Here is a 16,596-nt window from a genome sequence, read left to right on the forward strand (position 1 = left end):
GCGCGCACGACAAGCGGCGGGCGCGCATTTAGTCAGACAAAATGATATCCGGCCGATCAGCGACGGCGCGGAAATGCCGCCAGCCGCCTGGCCGCGTCGGCACGCACATTCGCCCAGAACAGGCTGTAATCGAACACGTGATAGTTGTTGCCGGGCAGGACATAGGGACCGACATCCGGCCCCGCCCCGATCAGAAGGAACCCGCGCCCGTCGCACCGCGCCGGAACCCGGCCGGGGGTCAGGATTGCATCGTTCAGGTCGCTGGTCGGGAACAACGTGCCCAGATTGGCGCTGGCCGGTGCGGCACTGTCCGGCATGCCGGTGATCGGATTGGTGCAGACCATCGCCGTTCCCGCGCGCGCCGCGCCGGTATAGCCCGCCGTCCGGTCAAAGGTTTCGACGACGAGCGCCGGGTCGGCCGGTTCGGCAAAGCTTTGCCAGGACAGGATGCAGCCCGACTGATCGGGCCGGGCGCATTCGGGCAGGCCGAGCGCGGGCAGGTCCGCGGTCCGGCTGATCGGCCAGCCGACCGCATAGGCCGCGACGATCCGCGCCGCCAGCGGCTTGCCCGCCACGCGGTCGCGGAGCAGCCGGGTCAGGTGCAATGCGCCCTGGCTGTGCCCGGCCAGCAGGATCGGCCGGTCCTGCGGCACGTCCAGCAGAAACCGGTCGAACGCGGCGACGACATCGGCATAGGCGAGATCGAGCGCCCGGTTCGCCGCCGCCTGATCGGTCAGGAACGCGCCGAACGTCGCCTGGCGATAGCGGGGTGCCCAGATGGCGGCGCTGGCGTTGAATGCACTCGCCTGTCCCCGCAGGAACAGGGCGGCGCGGTCGTTCGCCTCCCGGTCGTTCAACGGGGCGTTCCATGCCTGTTTCGACAGATAGGATGTGGGATGGATGTAGAACATCGCAGCGCCCGGATCGCTGGCGGGCGACTGGCCGGACGGCACCCATTGCGCGGGATTGCCCGGCAAGTCCGGCCGCGCAATCCACATGGATGCGTCGGAATAGCGTTCGGGGCCAACGGGCGCCTGTGCCGAAAACGGGGTCGAGGGCACCAGGGCGGCACGGATCAGCTGGCTGCCCCAGATGCGATAGGCAAGGGCACCGCCGATGGTCAGCACGATGAGAACAGCAATGACATACAGGAACTTGCGGGCCACGCGGCACCCTCCTTAGGCTTGGGCATCGTTCATGCTCCGGCGCGAGTCGGGTTCATGGGTGGGGGTTTGGGCAGGCCGATGCAAGCCCGCCCTTTGGCAGGGGGTGATGCGTGACCGATCAAGATATTCCGGCCGACGACGATACGGGGATGCGGCACCGCCCGCTGATCCTGGCCGTGCTGGGCGCAGCCGCCGGACTGCTGGCCCATGCCGTCATCGGCGAAACGCGGAACATGGATGCAAGCGCACTGCGCACCGCCGCGCTGGCCTGCATCGTCGTCGCGCCCGTGCTGTTCGGCCTGGTGGTCGAGCGGGCACGGCTGACCGCATCCATCGTGTTTGCCCTGATCTGCGGCGTGCTGGCCGGGCTGATCGCGCTGTGGAACGGGCCGACCCAGAACTGGAGCGCCAGCGAGGGGTGGCGGATGGTGGCCATGATCCTGTCCATCGCTATCGCCGCGCCGCTGTTCCAGTCCGTCCGGATCGTCGATCGGCGGCGGTTCCAGTTTCCCTATCGCAGCGTCCATGACCATGCGTGGACCAATGCGGTCATGGTTGCCGCCGCCTGGGTGTTCACCGGCATCAGCTTCCTGATGCTGTTCCTGCTGTCTGAACTGTTCGCACTGATCGGCATCAAGCTGCTGCGCGAGCTGTTGCGCGAGGACTGGTTCTGGCGCGTGCTGCTCGGCGGTGCCTGGGGCGCTGGGCTTGGCCTGATCCGCGAACAGGACAAGGTGGTGCGGCTGCTCCAGCGGGTGGTGATGACCATCTTGGGCGTGCTTGGTCCGGTGCTGGGCGCGGCGCTGATGCTGTTCCTCGTCTCGCTGCCGTTTACCGGCCTGTCCGGCCTGTGGGAAAGCTGGGGCAGTGCGGCCGCATTGCTGCTGTCCGCCACCATCGGCTGTTTCATCCTCGCCAATGCGATCATCGGCAACGGGCCGGAGGACGAACCGCGCAATCCCCTGCTGCGCTATGGCGCAATCCTGCTGGCGCTGGTCATGTTTCCGCTAGCGGTGCTGGCGGCGACCGCCATCGGGCTGCGGATCGATCAATATGGCCTGACGCCGGAACGGCTCTGGGCGATCGTGTTCGCAGCCGTCGCCTGCACGGTCGGCCTTGCCTATTGGTTCAGCCTTGGGCGGGGCCGGGGGCAGTGGGCGCGCATGGCCCGGTCGGCCAATCTGCGCATCGCGCTGGCCGTGTGCATTGTGGCGGCCATCCTGGCGACACCGCTGGTCAGTTTCAACGCGTTGGCGACCCGGGATCAGGTGGCGCGCATCCGCGACGGGCGGACCAAGCCCGACAAGGTGGACTGGGCGGCGCTGGCCTTCGATTTCGGCGAGCCGGGGCGGGCGGCGGTCAAGCGGCTGGGGCGGGAGCGTCGCTTTGCGGATAAGGCCAAGCAGGCGTTGGCGGCGAAAAGCCGGTGGGAATTGTTCGAACCGCCCGTGGACCTTGCCAAGCGCCGCAGGACGCTGACGGTGCTCCCCGCTAGTACCGCCGTGCCCGAATCGCTGGTCGAAGCGGCGGCGAGCTATGCGCTGTGCGGGGACGACGAAAAACCCTGTATCGTCCGCGCGCTGCCGGACGGGGAATGGCTGGTGCTGGATGGCGGCTGTGTCGCAAGCCTGCAGCCGGTCAAGCCGTCGGATCGCGTGGCGAGGGGGGATGGCCTTGTCGTCGCGGCAGGCTATCGGACGGATTGCGCAGCGCCAAAGCGGATTCGCTTTACGGATGGAAAGTGGGTGATCCTCGGCACCGGTCTTCCCGAAACCGCCGGGGATATCGCCGCCGCGACGGCGGGCGTGGCCAAGGGCGATGTCGAGGTGCGGGACGTGACGCGGCGCCAGGTGTTCGTCGGCGGCGTGCCGATCGGCGATGCCTTTGAGTAGCCTTGCACCTGCGGCCCGCCCGCGCTAGCCGCGAAGCCATGTCCGTCGATACGCAAACCGTGAAGAAGATCGCGAGCCTCGCGCGCATCGCGATTACCGAGGAGGATGCCGAGCGGCTCGTCCCCGAACTCAACAACATTCTCGGCTGGGTCGAGCAGCTGGGCGAAGTGGATTGCACCGGCGTCGAGCCGATGACGGCGGTGATCCCCAACACGCTGCGCCTGCGCGACGATGTGGTCACCGACGGCGATGTCCGCGACGCCGTGCTCGCCAATGCGCCGGTGGCCGAACACGGCTTTTTCGGCGTGCCGAAGGTGATCGAATGATGGCGGCAATCGCACACCCCGATCGCGCTGAGCTTGTCGAAGCGCTGTCCTTTTCTGCACGCGAAGAAGGGCAGGGCTTCGACAAGCTCAGCCCGAACGGATTTGGTTTCGATGACTGACCTGACCGACCTGACCGTTGCGGGCATCCGCGACGGGGTGCGCGCCGGCGACTTCACCGCTCGTGAGGTGGCCGAAGCCTTTGTGGCGCGGGTTGCCGCTGCAAAGGGGCTCAACGCCTTTCTGGTTGAAACGCCGGACCACGCACTTGCCGCCGCCGACGCCGCCGACGCGGCGCGGGCGGCGGGCGAGGCGCTGAAGCCGCTGGCCGGCGTGCCCATCGGCATGAAGGACCTGTTCTGCACCAAGGGGGTGGAGGCCCGCGCGGCGAGCCATATCCTTGAGGGGTTCAAGCCGCCCTATGAATCGACCGTTTCCGGCAAATTGTGGGAAGCGGGCGCGGGGATGCTGGGCAAGCTGAACATGGATCAGTTCGCCATGGGTTCGTCCAACGAAACCAGCGCCTATGGCAACGTCATCTCGCCGTGGCGGCGGAACGATGGCGGTAACGCGGCGCTGGCCCCTGGCGGGTCGTCCGGCGGATCGTCTGCGGCGATCGCCGCGCGGCTGTGCCCGGCGGCGACCGGCACCGATACCGGCGGCTCGATCCGTCAGCCCGCCGCCTTCACCGGCATTGCGGGCATCAAACCGACCTATGGCCGCTGCTCGCGCTTCGGCATCATCGCCTTTGCCAGTTCGCTGGATCAGGCGGGACCGATGGCGCGCGATGTCCGCGACTGCGCGATCATGCTTCAGGCGATGAGCGGCTTCGATCCAAAGGACGCGACGAGCCTCGACCTGCCGGTGCCCGACTGGGAGGCGCTGCTGAACAGCGACCTGCGCGGCAAGCGGATCGGCATTCCGAAGGAATACCGCGTCGACGGCATGCCCGCCGAGATCGAGGCGCTGTGGGAACAGGGCATTGCCTGGGTCAAGGATGCCGGCGCCGAGGTGGTGGAGGTGAGCCTGCCGCACACCAAATACGCCCTGCCGACCTATTACATCATCGCGCCTGCCGAGGCGTCGTCCAACCTCGCCCGCTATGACGGCGTCCGTTACGGTGCGCGCGAACTGCCGCAGGGTGCTGGCCTGCAGGACATGTACGCCGCCACCCGCGCCGCCGGGTTCGGGGACGAGGTGAAGCGGCGGATCATGATTGGCACCTATGTGCTGTCCGCGGGCTTCTACGACGCCTATTTCACGCAGGCGTCGAAGGTCCGCACCCTGATCGCGCGCGATTTCGAACGGGCGTTCGAGACGTGCGACCTGCTGCTGACGCCGACCGCGCCCAGCGCCGCCTTTGCGCTGGGCGAAAAGAGCGCGGATCCGCTGGCCATGTATCTGAACGACGTCTTCACCGTGCCGTCGTCGCTGGCCGGCCTGCCCGCGATGAGCGTGCCCGGCGGGCTGGACGCGGCCGGCCTGCCGCTTGGGCTTCAGATCATCGGCAAGCCGCTGGACGAACAGGGCGTGCTGAACGCGGGCCTAGCGATCGAACAGCGCGCCGGCTTTACGGCGCGGCCGGGGGATTGGTGGTAAGATGAGCGAATATCGCATCAAGGGTGAAACCGGCGAATGGGAGGTCGTGATCGGCCTCGAGGTCCATGCGCAGGTCACGTCCAACGCCAAGCTGTTTTCCGGCGCGGCGACGGCGTTCGGGGCGGAGCCGAATACGCAGGTCAGCCTGATCGACGCTGCGATGCCCGGCATGCTGCCGGTGCCGAACCGCGAATGCATCCGCCAGGCGGTGCGCACCGGCATGGCGATCGAGGCGCAGATCAACACATGGTCGCGGTTTGATCGCAAGAACTACTTCTATGCCGATCTGCCGCAGGGCTATCAGATCAGCCAGCTTTATCACCCGCTGGTGGGCGAGGGCGCGCTGACCATCGAGGCGGATGAAAAGGCGGGCATCCCCGAGCCGAAGCGGATCGGCATCGAGCGGATCCATGTCGAGCAGGATGCGGGCAAGCTGATGCACGATCAGCATCCGACCATGTCCTATGTCGACCTCAACCGCACCGGCATCGCGCTGATGGAGATCGTCAGCCGCCCCGACATGGCCTCGCCAGCCGAGGCGGGCGCCTATCTGGCCAAGCTGCGCTCGATCCTTCGCTATGTCGGGTCGTGCGACGGCAATATGGATCAGGGATCGATGCGCGCCGACGTCAACGTCTCGGTCCGCAAGCCGGGCGAGCCGCTGGGCACCCGGACGGAGACCAAGAACGTCAATTCGGTCCGCTTCGTCATGCAGACGGTCGAGATCGAGGCGCGGCGTCAGATCGAGGTGCTCGAATCGGGCGGTACGATCGTCCAGGAAACCCGCCTGTTCGATCCGGACAAGGGCGAGACGCGGTCGATGCGGTCCAAGGAGGATGCGCACGACTATCGCTATTTCCCCGATCCCGACCTGTTGCCGCTGGTGCTGGATCAGGCGTTCCTAGAGGAATGCCGCGCCTCGCTGCCCGAACTGCCGGATGCCAAGCGGGCGCGATACGAGGGGCTGGGCATCACGCCCTATAATGCGGCGGTGCTGACCGCCGATGTCGATATTGCCCGCTGGTTCGACACGCTGATGGAGGCTGGTGCCAAGCCGGTTCCGGCATCGAACTGGGTGACCGGCGAACTGTTCGGCGCGCTCAACCGGCTGGGTGTCGGGATCGAGGACAGCCCGGTGACGCCCGCCCAGGCGGCGGAACTGCTGGGTCTGATCGCCGATGGCACGCTGTCGGGCAGCCTGGCCAAGCAGGTGTTCGAGATCATGCTGGAAACCCGTCAGGATGCCGGCGTGATCGTCGAGGAACGCGGGCTGAAGCAGACCAGCGACACCGGTGCGATCGAGGCGGTGATTGCCGAAGTGCTGGCCAAGAACCCGAACCAGCTGGAACAGTATCGCGGCGGCAAGGAAGCGCTGTTCGGCTTTTTCGTGGGTCAGACGATGAAGGCGATGGGTGGCAAGGCCAATCCGGGCGTCGTCAACGACCTGTTGAAAAAGGCGCTGGCGGGCTGATCCGCCGGGTGTTCAGTCGGCGGTGAAGCTGAACGTCAGCACGTCGACATAGCGCCCGGAAAACGCCTCTCGCGCAGGGGGCGTCGTGACCAAGAGGCTGACCTCGTTCAGCCCCGGTCGCCCGCCGGGGGTGCCGAGCGGAACGGAGGCGGACGGGGTTGGCCGCGCAATCTGTCCATCGACCCGCAGCGTGTAGGGCAGATAGCCGAACTGTTCGCCCAGGCTGTGCCGCATCCGCCCGCCATGGTCGGACAGGATGTCCAGCGACAGACGGGTATTGCTGCGATAGAAGATCGATTTGCGGCCGATGCCGCCGCCATCGACATTGCCCAGGTCCAGCTCGATCGTGCCAACCGATGCGTCGCCCAGGATCTGCAGCGCCGGGGCAACATCGATCACCAGCGTGATCGTGGTGCTGGTCCGCCCGTTCACATTGACGTCCAGTACCAGCTCGTACCGGCCCGCCTGCACGAACTGGCCGCTGGCGAATTCCAGGAAATCGAAGGTGACGGTGCCGCCACCGGCCAGCGTCTGCACCGATTCGCGGTTCAGGATGGTGCGGACCGGGTTGTTGACCTCGACCGCAGTGGACGGGACCCGACGGGAGATGAGGATACCGCCCGGTCCCCGCACCAGAAAGCTGCTTTCTACCTGCGGCGTCAGCGCGACGGTAAGCGGGCGGCATCCGCTGTCCGTCAGCCGCAGCGACAATTGCATGACCGGATTGACGGCGGATGCGGGATCGTACTGGTCCAGCCCGATCTGCGATGCCAGCACCGCGCCGTTGGAACAGGGTTGCGCCGTGGCCGGGGCCGCCGCCGCCAGCAGCAGCATCGCCGCGATGAATCCGAACAGCCTGATCACCGTTGCAACTCCACTATTCCCAGCGACACCAGCGCATCGTCGCCCTGCTTGACCTCGATCGTGCCGGAAATGTTGTTCGCATCGATGAAGATCCGGTATGTGCCCGGCTTCATCTTTTCGAACACTGCCCGCCCGGTGCGGTTGGTGAAGAACGATCCCTTGACCGCCGGATCGTCGACCGATTCATACCGCCCGGCGGCCAGGCTGACCGGTTCGTCGGCATAGCGCAGCGTTGCCATGACCGTCAGGTTGGCATCGCTGCCCAACTGGATGTGCATGCCCGACCGCGCACCGGCACGCAGCAGATAGCGGCCGGCACCGGTATCGTAACCGACGGGGATGTCGCGCGCCTCGATCGAGATGACCTGAGGACGATAGGGCGTCGCCAGCGGCACGACCGCCGGGCCGAACTTGTTGGCGACGGCCAGTTCGCGGCCCACCGCGCTGGTGCGGACGCTGAGCGTCGAATCAGCGATGCTTTCATGGCGCGACACGATGGCAAAGCCGCGCCCGGCATCGCGGCCGATCGCAAGCGTGCCATCCGCAAAGGCCAGGCCGGTTTGCAGGCGCGCGGTCGCAACCGTCGTCGATTGTCCGTTCCGCGGCAGCGTGCTGAGCACATCGACATTGGATGCAAACCGGGTGGTGCCATAGCCGAAGCTGCCGAACAGGCTCCGTTCGCGGTCGGTGGTGGTCGCGCCGAACCGGTAATCGACCTCGGGCAGGGTCAGCGACCGCTGACGCCGATATTCGATCCGGCCGCGATTGTCGGTGGTATCGTAGCTGCCCGACACGCTTTGCGTCCGCCCCAGCGGCATCGCCACGGTAAAGAAGCCGCCGACCTGGCGGCGATTGAAGGCCTGGTCCGAATAGCGCGCTGCCGCACTGGCGATCAGCGGTCCGATGCGGAACCGCACCCCACCGGTCAGCGATGTGTCGGTACGGCGCACATCGTACCGCCCGCTGATGCCGACGCTGCCGAACAGGGCAAGGCGATCGTTGACCGATTTCTGGTAATCGGCCCGTATGTCGAACTTGAACGAATCGCGGATGTCGAACTGGCCAAGCGCCGCATAGTTGCGGCTGCGGTAATCGAACGCGATCGTGGCGATCTCGTCGGTATTGACCCCGAAAAAGGGCGATCCGCGATAGCTGGCGGTAACGGCATAGCCGCCGCCGAACAGGTGATGGTTGCTGACCGACGTTTCCACCGACACGACGCCGATCAGCGTCCCGATGGCGGCGGCAACCCCGGCATTCTGGACATCCTGCGACAGTACCAGGTGCGCGCCGCCGGTGATCGACTGGGTAATGCCGCGTTGATAGAAACCGGCGGCGACGGGTCGGCCGGAATAGGAAAAGCCGGTGCCTTCCGGTCGCGTCAGGAAGCCGGCGGTGACCGTGAACGTATCGAGGCCCGCCTCCAGCAGGGTCAGGTCCGAACCAAAGGTCACATTCTGGACCTCGCGCCGGCCCAGCGCGTCCTCGACCACGATCGACACGTCGTTGCTGGTGGCGGTCAGCGGGATGCGGTCGATGTCGATCGGCCCCGGCCCGGCCTGAAACCGTTCGACCAGGCTGCCATTGACATAGATTTCGACGACCGACTGGCGATCCAGCGTGATCGACCGGGATGCCGTCGGCCGGATGTTCCGCGTCGGCTGCAGCGCCTGATAATCCCGCGCCAGGGAAACGCCGGCAATGTCGGCCGTGCCCGCCAGCCGGGGGAGTTGGGGGATCAGGTCGCCGGCGGATGCCCTGAGCGCGCTGCTTTCCCAATCCTTGAACGCAACGATCCGGTTGCGTTGAAATTGCGATGCGCCGCGACCGATCCCGTTGATGGTGCCGCCATAATCGATGTTCAGCCCGTCGCGCCCGCCGATGTTGACGAAGCCATTGAAGGCCAGGCTGGCATTCACGTCGAACTCGCGGTTCAGCGGGGTGGTGGCGACCAGTGCGGTCGACAGGCCCGCCGAAAAGCCGGACGGATCGACGGGCTGGGCACCACTGATCTCGACATCGCCTGACGCGACATAGGTCGCGGCCTTGCGGAAATCGGGGTTGATGACGACGATCAGGGAAAAGCTGCCGGGATCCAGGCTGATGCGGATGCCGAATTGTTCCAGGGCGTCGGGCGTAACCGGGGCGGCACCCAGCGCGGCAAGGCCAGTGCGGGCCGTGTCGATCAGGCGCGCACCCAGCAGGGTCGACAAGCCGGCGGGATCGACGCTGACCAGTTCTGATTCGGTGATCGTCGCCGAAACGGTGCCCAGTGCCCGGTTTTCGGTGACGACGGGCAGCGCCAGCGTTGCCTGTCGCGGCCCGCGATCCTGTGACTTGGCTGGCGTTTCGGGCGGGGCGGGAGCGGTTGGTGCGGTTGGCGCGGGGGACGGGGCAGGCGGCGCCACTCCGGCGCCGATGCCGTTCATATCGTCGCCGATCGTCCCGGCAGCCGTCGGCAGGTCACCCGAGCGCAGCGCCAGCGGTTCGCGGATGCGTGCTTCCAGCGCAGTCGGGATCGCCGCCGTGCCCAGCAGCAACAGCCGCCGGATCAGGCCTGACCAATGGGGAGGGCGAGGCATCGGCCCGCGCGTCCGCTCTAGCGCAGATCGTCGATGACGGCGGTCGGCGCGCCCTGGGGCAGATCGGGAAGCGCAAGATCCAGGATGCGGGAGGAATTGGGCGCGATCAGGGGCAGCCCGACCAGCTGCGCAAACTCCTGGCGGACCAGCGCGCGCTGTTCCGATCCGATCGACAGCCGCAGCCGCTTGTCGGCCAGCAGCGCATAGTCGTTGCCCTGATTGACCACGGTCAGCCGCACGCCCTCTGCCGTCCGCTCGACCGACTGGACGGTCAGCGTGTCACGGGCATCGGCGGGCCGGACATAGACGGCAACGCCAAAGGCATAGGCGAACTGGACCCCGGAAAATTCGGGGCGCTGCACCGGTACTTCCTTGACGCGCAGCACATAGCCCTGGGTGGTGGTGACATCGCGCGGCCCCAGATACTGGAACCGCGCCGCCTGTGACTGGCCCGGCTGAACGCTTCCCTGGGGCGGAAAGATGATGAAATCGTCTTCGGCGGGTTCGAAGCGTTGCGTGCCGTCGGCCTCGATGATCCGGCGCTCGACCAGGATTTCGTAATCCAGCGGTTCGGTGCGGGTATTGTTGATCGAAATCGTGCCGGACACCTGGCCCCGGGCGGGGTTCAACAGGATGCGCAGCGGCTGGACGTCCATCGCCCACACCGTCGATCCGACCGCCAGCATTGCCACTGCCGCAGCAACCAGCAACACAGTTAAACGCTTGATACCCATAAAGCCCCCCGGCTATCCCCACCGCCTGTCCGGGCCTGTTTCCGCGCCCGGATCGTCGTTTCCTGAATGGCCGAACAAGGGGAAGCGACGGATCGCCTCCCCTTGCCGAAGCCAACAGCTGATCGCTGGGATCAGTTGGCGGTCACCGACACGGTGACGACGTCGGTGTAGGTACCTTCGAACACCGTGGTGCGCTCACCATTGTTGATGTTGCTCTGGTTCGATTCCAGAACGCCGTTGACCGTGAAGCGGAAGGTCAGGCCCGAACCGGCCATCATCGCGGTCGAACCGGAGAACGGACGGGTCACCGCCGTGCCCAGCGTGGTGCCGGCCGGAATGGCCAGGCCGTTGCCGCCGGTCGCCTGGAACGTGTACGGGATCACGTTGCCGGCGGTGTCCAGATTGCCGTTGCGCAGCAGGCGGCCCGCATTGCTCGACACGACCGACACGGTGCCACCGGCCGGATCGTTGCAGACGACGGTCACGTTGTTGACCATGGTCACCTGGGCGGTGGTGGCGACGGCGGCCAGATCGCCAAAGTTGACGGCAACCGGGTTGATGTTGTCGACGACGCCGCAGATCTGCGAAACGTCGGCCGACAGGTTCATGACGACCGAGCCGACGACGCCGTCGTTCGGCTGAGCAACCTGAGCGAAGGCCGGAGTTGCGGACGCAATGGCGATTGCAGCAACAGCTGCAGCATAGATCTTCTTCATGTGCAAAGTTCCCCAATGTTTTCAATAGACAAACAGTGGGATTGCCCAGTCCAAAGGCATCCCCCCCTGTCACCTTGGTAGCGATCCGTGCGACTCGCCCGCTGCCGTTGGTGAACATTTGACTAATGCCGTTCTGGGACGGCTCGAATCCCCCAAATGGGGTATTTACTTATTTTGCGTTTTATCTGACCACCTGTTTTGCCTTAAGAAACCGCAGTTTTTTAAGGCTTGGGGCGGTTAATAACAAAATTGTGATCATGCCAAGCTGTAGCAATGCGGGACAACGCTGCGCCAAGTTGGGACAGTTTGTCCATGGCATGGAGGGGGCGACTGATTGCAGATGCTGAGTTCATCAATCAGTCCGGCATATTCAGAGTATTTTACTGTGTCATTGGATGCGTTGTACCAGTGGGTCGGTTCGCACCACGTTCCTCATTTCGTGATCAGCGAATCCGCAGAACTATTTTGGATGAACCAAGCCGCGTCGCAATTGTTACGCAACAGCAACGATCTGAAACTGCAAAATGGTCATCTTCGCTGGACTGGGCTCGGCGAAGATGCGCTTGCGACCGCGATTGCCGGCTGTGCGGCTGATCGGACGCAGATTGTTTCCTTTCCCTCCGATGGGCAGCTGGCCGTGATGCGCGCCACGAACCTGGGCGGGGGGCGCATCGGCATCACCCTGGGGTCGCTGGATCGGGCGGATCGGGTCCGCGAGCTGTCGGCCTGTTTCGAACTGACGCGGCGCGAAAGCCTGATCGTCAATTATCTGATCGACGGCCGCTCGCCGGAGGAAATCGGACGGATCGGCGAAATGTCGGTGCAGACCGTCCGCACGCACATCAAGAACATCTATGCCAAGATCGGCGTGGCCAGCCGCGAACAGTTTTTTTCCAGGCTGATCCCGTTTCTTGTAGCGTGAACCGCGATCGGGCGGCTAGCGCCCGGTGCTGCAGCAATCGGGGTGCGGGATGAACGGACGGGCTGGCAATGACCGCTCGGTCATGCTGGTCAACGGGTTGATCGGCGTTCTGGCGGTGCTGGCATGGGCTGCTCGCCGACCCGCCGGTTCCGTGACGCTGGCCGGCGATCTGGCCATGATCGTGCAGCCGCGCTTTACCCTGCTGGACCCCGATGGACTGCCCGATGCTTTGCGGCCCTGTGTGGAGAGCATCGCGGTCCGGCAATTTGCCGACGCGCGGGGCGATGGGCCCGGGATCCCGTTACTCATCGACCTTGCCCAGTTGCGCGCCGATCTGGCCACGCATGTCCCGCCGCGCCAATGGCTGAACGATCCCGGTGCCGCATGCGATGCGCGCCGCCGATGCCGGATGTCGGACGGGATGGTGCTGGCCGGGCGAGTCATCGACCTGCGCCTGCCGATCCCCGTCGGGGTGGCGGGCGCGGCGCCGCTGGTCGACAGCGCGATCTGGCAACCCCCGCCGGGCCGAATGCCGCCGGATGGGCTGCAGTTCACCGATGACGCCCCGTCGGGCGTGCAGGACCAGCTGGTGCCGCTGGGCGATGGCCGCGTCCTCGTCAGAAGAATCGTCGCTGGCGGCAATGCCGCCGGACAGGCGCTGTCCCCTGCCGTCAACGCCGGGTTCATGCCGCAGGCCGACCGCACCAGCCTGATCGACCGGGAAGGGGTGCTAATTGCCGGTGTCCCCTATTGCTGCAGGCTGCTGCCCGGCCAGGCAGCCCTGCTGGCGCGGATGTTCGATCCTGCCCCAGCATCGCCGCAAACATTACCGCTGCGTTAGGGCAACCCGGTTACCTGGGCTTGATGGGGCCTGCGCTACTGCCCGGTTTAATGAGCCGGGAGTATGGCAGATGGGTCTTGGATTAGCTTTGGGTAGCATGAGCGCGTTGCTGGCGATGCAGCCTGTTCCGGCCACGGATGGCGGTGCAGCCGCCACGGCCGCGCGCGGGGGCAGCATGGTGACGATCAACCTGACTGCTCGGGTGGAGCGGCGCTGCGCCGTCGGGCAGATGCGGGTGATCGATCTGGCCACCGGGCGGCTCGCGATCGATGTCGCCTGCAACGACGAGCGCTTTGCAATCGCGATGGGCGGCGACCTGGACGGCATGGCCGTGCAGTCGGTGCGGGCGGCGGACACGTCAACGCTTTCCACGGGAAGCGGGTTCAGCGTGACGGCGCATCGGCCGGGCATCTATCAGTTCGAACTGGATTATGGCCGCGATCTGAGTTCGATCGGCACGATCGTGGCGACGCTGCAGACGATCTGACGATTTGCGGTCAATCTGTCCCGGTTCGGGAATGGGTATTGGTGCAGAACGACTCTCATGCTAGCCCATAGGGCCATAGGGGAGAGTCGGTCAGCGTCATGAACAGCGTTGGTGTCCTTGCGTTGATGGCCATGCAGGTCGCGCCGAACGGCACGGTCAACACGGTCGAGGTGGTGCGCACCGGCACGCCGGTCGAAAGCGTGTCGTTGACGCTGGAAGGCGATGTGGGGCCGCTTTGCGTGGCGACCGATGCCAGCGGCAATCCCCAGCCTGTGATCAGCATCGACCTGGGGTCCGTCACCAACACGCCGGTCGGCACGCAGACCGCAGCGGCAGAGGTCGTCAGCCTGCGCTATGTCTGCAACGCGGCCAATGGCTTTACGCGGGTGCTTGCATCGCAGAACCAGGGATTTCTGGTGCGAGAGGGGTCGGCAGGCGGGCCGGGCAACGCCATTCCCTATTTCGTGTCCGGCGACGGGACTGCGGGCCTGCAGTTCCAGTCGGTGCAGCTTGTGTCGCCGCTGACGACCAGCGTCGGTGGATCGCAGCAATTCCTGCAAGGGGCGCCGGGCAATCTGAGCGTCCGGGTGGCCGGCGTGCTGCAGCAGGCGGGTCAGGGACTGGCGCCGACGACGACGATCTTTGCCGGCAATTACAGCGACACCGTAACCCTGGCCGTTACCGCGAATTGAACGGATTGCTGCGCCGCGTGGCGCAGCATCGCCAAGTCGCCGGACGAAATGCTGCAGGCCCCGCTTGCACGCCGCCCCATGCTTGCCGATGATGCGCGCCTGATGGCCGGTGGCGGCAGAGGGAGAGCGATGATGCGATGGCAGGGTGGACGGCGAATGGTGACGGCCGCGTTGCTGCTGGTGCTCGGGGGGATGCCGGCGCTGGCTCAGGATGCCGTTCCGGCCGACCAGCCACCGCTGCCGCGCGTCGCCATCGTGACCAGCGCGGGCAATCTGACGATCGAGGTCGACACCCGCCGGGCACCGGTCACCGCGGCCAATTTCCTGAAATATGTCGACCAGAAAAAGCTGGACGGCGTCCGCTTCTATCGGGTCGTCAAGGTGGAGCCGGGATTCGGGTTCGTCCAATTCGGCGCGCTGACCGATGTTGCCCGCATCCTGCCGCCCATCAAGCATGAACCGACCACTGCGACCGGCCTGACCCATACCGACGGCGTGCTGTCGGTCGCCCGGCTGGCACCCGGCACTGCGCGGGGCGAGTTCACCATCATGATCGGCGACCACAGCCATTACATGGACGCCGGCAAGGGATCGCCGGAGGATAATCTGGGCTATGCCGCGTTCGGCCGGGTGATCGAGGGGCGCGAGGTGCTGGTCACCATTCTCGACACGCCGACCGACCCCGCCAAGACCAGCCAGGGTGCGTTCAAGGGCGAAATGCCCGCCGACCCGGTCCGCGTGGTGAGCGCGCGGCGCATTGTGCCGTAACGGTTCGGCGCCCGACGAACCCCGGCCATCATCCTGCGGGGCGACCCGCAACACGCCGGTGCCCCTGCCGTCGGGCGGCACGGACCGAGCTTTACAATATAAGCCAATGATGTAGCGGCGGTTCGGGTATTTTCGGGGGGAAATCATGCTGTTTCAACTATTAATGGCCGTTTCGATGGCCAGCGCACCGGTGCAGGGCGAAGTGGTGGACAACAACGCCGTCGTCACCATGGTCGGTGCAGGACTGGGCGACGACATCATCATCGCCAAGATCAAGGTGTCGCCGACCCGCTTCGATCTTTCCACCGATCAGATGATCGCGCTGAAGCAGCGCGGGGTTTCGAACGCGGTGCTGGCGGCGATGATCGGATCGTCCGATGGATCGCCGGTATCGGCCAAGGCCGCCATGTCGGCCGATTCGCCCGATCCGATGGTGCCGCATCCGGCGGGCGTCTATCTGCTGGCGGACTGGGATCCGGCGCCGAAAATGGTCAGGCTGGACCCGACCACATCCAACCAGACCAAGACCGGCGGCATCCTGGGCTATGCGTTGACCGGCGGCATCGCATCGATGAGCATGAAGGCGGTCGTGCCGCGCGACAGTGCCCGGGTGCAGTCGGTGCGTGGCCGACCGGTATTCTATTTCTACTTCGATCAGGCGAACCAGAGCCTGTCCGGCGGGGCCATGGGCAGCGCGTTTCTGGCCGGCCCGGCAGCGATCGTGACATCGCCGAACGAGTTCAGCCTGATCCGGTTCACGGTAAAGAAGGACCGCCGGGAGGCGCGGGTCGGCAGCTTCAACATCGCAGGCGCCAAGACCGGGGTGATGGACAAGGACCGCATCGCGTTCGACTATGAACAGGTCGCACCCGGCGTCTACAAGGTCGTGCCGACCGATACCCTGGCGGAGGGGCAATACGGCTTTCTGTATTCGATGAGCGCATCGTCCGGCCCGGCGCTGGGCGGATCGACGATGGTCGCACGCGTATTCGATTTCGGCGTGTCGAAGCAGGGCCAGGTCACCGTCCGGTCAACCAACTGATCCGGCAGCCTGCCCGCGCCTGGCGTTCAGGCCACCGGCTGGCCCGGCGCGATCCCCGGCCCGGGATCGCCGCCGGGCATTGGGCTCGGAATATCGACATCCGGCCCGGGCACGTCGATTTCCGGCGGCGGCATGTCCGGTTGCCCGGGCGAGGGCTGGCCCGGATATTCCGGGGGCGGCTGGGTCGGCTGGGTCGGTGCGGGAACCGGGGGCGTTTCGGGGATTGGCGGTTCGACGGGCATCTTCGGGTCCTCCTTGGTTTCCGCAGAAACGCATCACCGCCCGCATCTATCCCCGTTCGTTTGACGAATGCCGGGCAATCGAACCGCTTGCCCAATGCCCCTTGCCTGCTATAGACGCCGCCGACCGGCGGTGTCCCGATGGCGGTTTGCGGGCGTGGCGGAACTGGTAGACGCGCTGGATTTAGGTTCCAGTATCGAAAGATGTGGGGGTTCGACTCCCTTCGCCCGCACCAGCCCGTCATCCCTTTGCCAGGG

At 65.8% G+C, this 16,596-nt stretch carries 17 protein-coding genes and 1 tRNA gene; 12 read left to right on the top strand and 6 right to left on the bottom strand.

Annotation, left to right across the window (positions count from 1 at the left end; translation table 11 throughout):
- Positions 1-56 precede the first annotated feature (56 nt).
- Positions 57-1,166: a DUF3089 domain-containing protein gene (locus tag ACPVPU_RS04990; protein ID WP_448659873.1), complete on the bottom strand. Its 1,110-nt coding sequence runs from the start codon at positions 1,164-1,166 to the stop codon at positions 57-59.
- A gap of 110 nt (positions 1,167-1,276) precedes the next feature.
- On the opposite strand from ACPVPU_RS04990, the gene ACPVPU_RS04995 reads away from it, so the two are divergent.
- The 5 genes from ACPVPU_RS04995 to gatB are packed head-to-tail and all read left to right on the top strand — an operon-like array spanning position 1,277 to position 6,451.
- Entirely contained in the window at positions 1,277-3,058 is a 1,782-nt protein-coding gene (locus ACPVPU_RS04995) for a DUF4153 domain-containing protein (protein ID WP_448659874.1), read from the top strand.
- 38 nt (positions 3,059-3,096) lie between these two features.
- A complete protein-coding gene (gatC, locus tag ACPVPU_RS05000) occupies positions 3,097-3,384 on the top strand; it encodes an Asp-tRNA(Asn)/Glu-tRNA(Gln) amidotransferase subunit GatC (protein ID WP_448660419.1) in 288 nt (95 codons plus the stop codon).
- Positions 3,381-3,503 (top strand): hypothetical protein, encoded by a 123-nt coding sequence (locus tag ACPVPU_RS05005; RefSeq protein ID WP_448659875.1) that lies wholly within the window; start codon positions 3,381-3,383, stop codon positions 3,501-3,503. The genes gatC and ACPVPU_RS05005 overlap by 4 nt, the downstream gene beginning before the upstream one ends.
- Positions 3,496-4,980 carry an Asp-tRNA(Asn)/Glu-tRNA(Gln) amidotransferase subunit GatA gene (gene gatA, locus ACPVPU_RS05010; protein ID WP_448659876.1) on the top strand — a complete coding sequence of 495 codons (1,485 nt, stop codon included), beginning with the start codon at positions 3,496-3,498 and terminating at the stop codon, positions 4,978-4,980. Before ACPVPU_RS05005 ends, gatA begins: the two co-directional genes overlap by 8 nt.
- 1 nt (position 4,981) lies before the next feature.
- On the top strand, positions 4,982-6,451 hold the full coding sequence (gatB, locus tag ACPVPU_RS05015) for an Asp-tRNA(Asn)/Glu-tRNA(Gln) amidotransferase subunit GatB (RefSeq protein ID WP_448659877.1): 1,470 nt from the start codon (positions 4,982-4,984) through the stop codon (positions 6,449-6,451).
- Positions 6,452-6,463: 12 nt separating this feature from the next.
- Here gatB and ACPVPU_RS05020 read toward each other — a convergent pair whose 3' ends face one another.
- The 4 genes from ACPVPU_RS05020 to ACPVPU_RS05035 form a co-directional block, all read right to left on the bottom strand.
- Positions 6,464-7,315: a hypothetical protein gene (locus ACPVPU_RS05020; protein ID WP_448659878.1), complete on the bottom strand. Its 852-nt coding sequence runs from the start codon at positions 7,313-7,315 to the stop codon at positions 6,464-6,466.
- Entirely contained in the window at positions 7,312-9,897 is a 2,586-nt protein-coding gene (locus ACPVPU_RS05025; RefSeq protein ID WP_448659879.1) for a fimbria/pilus outer membrane usher protein, read from the bottom strand. The genes ACPVPU_RS05020 and ACPVPU_RS05025 overlap by 4 nt, the downstream gene beginning before the upstream one ends.
- Positions 9,898-9,914: 17 nt before the next feature.
- Entirely contained in the window at positions 9,915-10,631 is a 717-nt protein-coding gene (locus ACPVPU_RS05030; RefSeq protein ID WP_448659880.1) for a fimbrial biogenesis chaperone, read from the bottom strand.
- A 131-nt stretch (positions 10,632-10,762) separates the two neighbouring features.
- Positions 10,763-11,347, bottom strand: coding sequence for a spore coat protein U domain-containing protein (locus ACPVPU_RS05035; RefSeq protein WP_448659881.1), 585 nt, complete (start codon positions 11,345-11,347; stop codon positions 10,763-10,765).
- Positions 11,348-11,687: 340 nt separating this feature from the next.
- Between ACPVPU_RS05035 and ACPVPU_RS05040 the strand changes: the two genes are divergently transcribed.
- The 6 genes from ACPVPU_RS05040 (at position 11,688) to ACPVPU_RS05065 (ending at position 16,099) form a co-directional block, all read left to right on the top strand.
- Positions 11,688-12,269, top strand: a complete 582-nt coding sequence (locus tag ACPVPU_RS05040; protein ID WP_448660420.1) for a helix-turn-helix transcriptional regulator — start codon at positions 11,688-11,690, stop codon at positions 12,267-12,269.
- Positions 12,270-12,318: 49 nt separating this feature from the next.
- Complete coding sequence (locus tag ACPVPU_RS05045) at positions 12,319-13,110, top strand: hypothetical protein (RefSeq protein ID WP_448659882.1); 792 nt, start codon at positions 12,319-12,321, stop codon at positions 13,108-13,110.
- Positions 13,111-13,207: 97 nt separating this feature from the next.
- Entirely contained in the window at positions 13,208-13,597 is a 390-nt protein-coding gene (locus tag ACPVPU_RS05050) for a hypothetical protein (protein WP_448659883.1), read from the top strand.
- 98 nt (positions 13,598-13,695) lie between these two features.
- A complete protein-coding gene (locus ACPVPU_RS05055) occupies positions 13,696-14,289 on the top strand; it encodes a hypothetical protein (protein WP_448659884.1) in 594 nt (197 codons plus the stop codon).
- A gap of 129 nt (positions 14,290-14,418) precedes the next feature.
- Complete coding sequence (locus tag ACPVPU_RS05060; RefSeq protein WP_448659885.1) at positions 14,419-15,057, top strand: peptidylprolyl isomerase; 639 nt, start codon at positions 14,419-14,421, stop codon at positions 15,055-15,057.
- A gap of 175 nt (positions 15,058-15,232) precedes the next feature.
- Positions 15,233-16,099 carry a hypothetical protein gene (locus tag ACPVPU_RS05065; RefSeq protein ID WP_448659886.1) on the top strand — a complete coding sequence of 289 codons (867 nt, stop codon included), beginning with the start codon at positions 15,233-15,235 and terminating at the stop codon, positions 16,097-16,099.
- A 26-nt stretch (positions 16,100-16,125) separates the two neighbouring features.
- Here ACPVPU_RS05065 and ACPVPU_RS05070 read toward each other — a convergent pair whose 3' ends face one another.
- Positions 16,126-16,341 carry a hypothetical protein gene (locus ACPVPU_RS05070; protein ID WP_448659887.1) on the bottom strand — a complete coding sequence of 72 codons (216 nt, stop codon included), beginning with the start codon at positions 16,339-16,341 and terminating at the stop codon, positions 16,126-16,128.
- Between the two features lie 148 nt (positions 16,342-16,489).
- Between ACPVPU_RS05070 and ACPVPU_RS05075 the strand changes: the two genes are divergently transcribed.
- Positions 16,490-16,574: transfer RNA gene (locus ACPVPU_RS05075), tRNA-Leu, on the top strand.
- The last annotated feature ends 22 nt before the right edge of the window (positions 16,575-16,596 follow it).

The organism is Sphingomonas paludis, assembly GCF_053502515.1.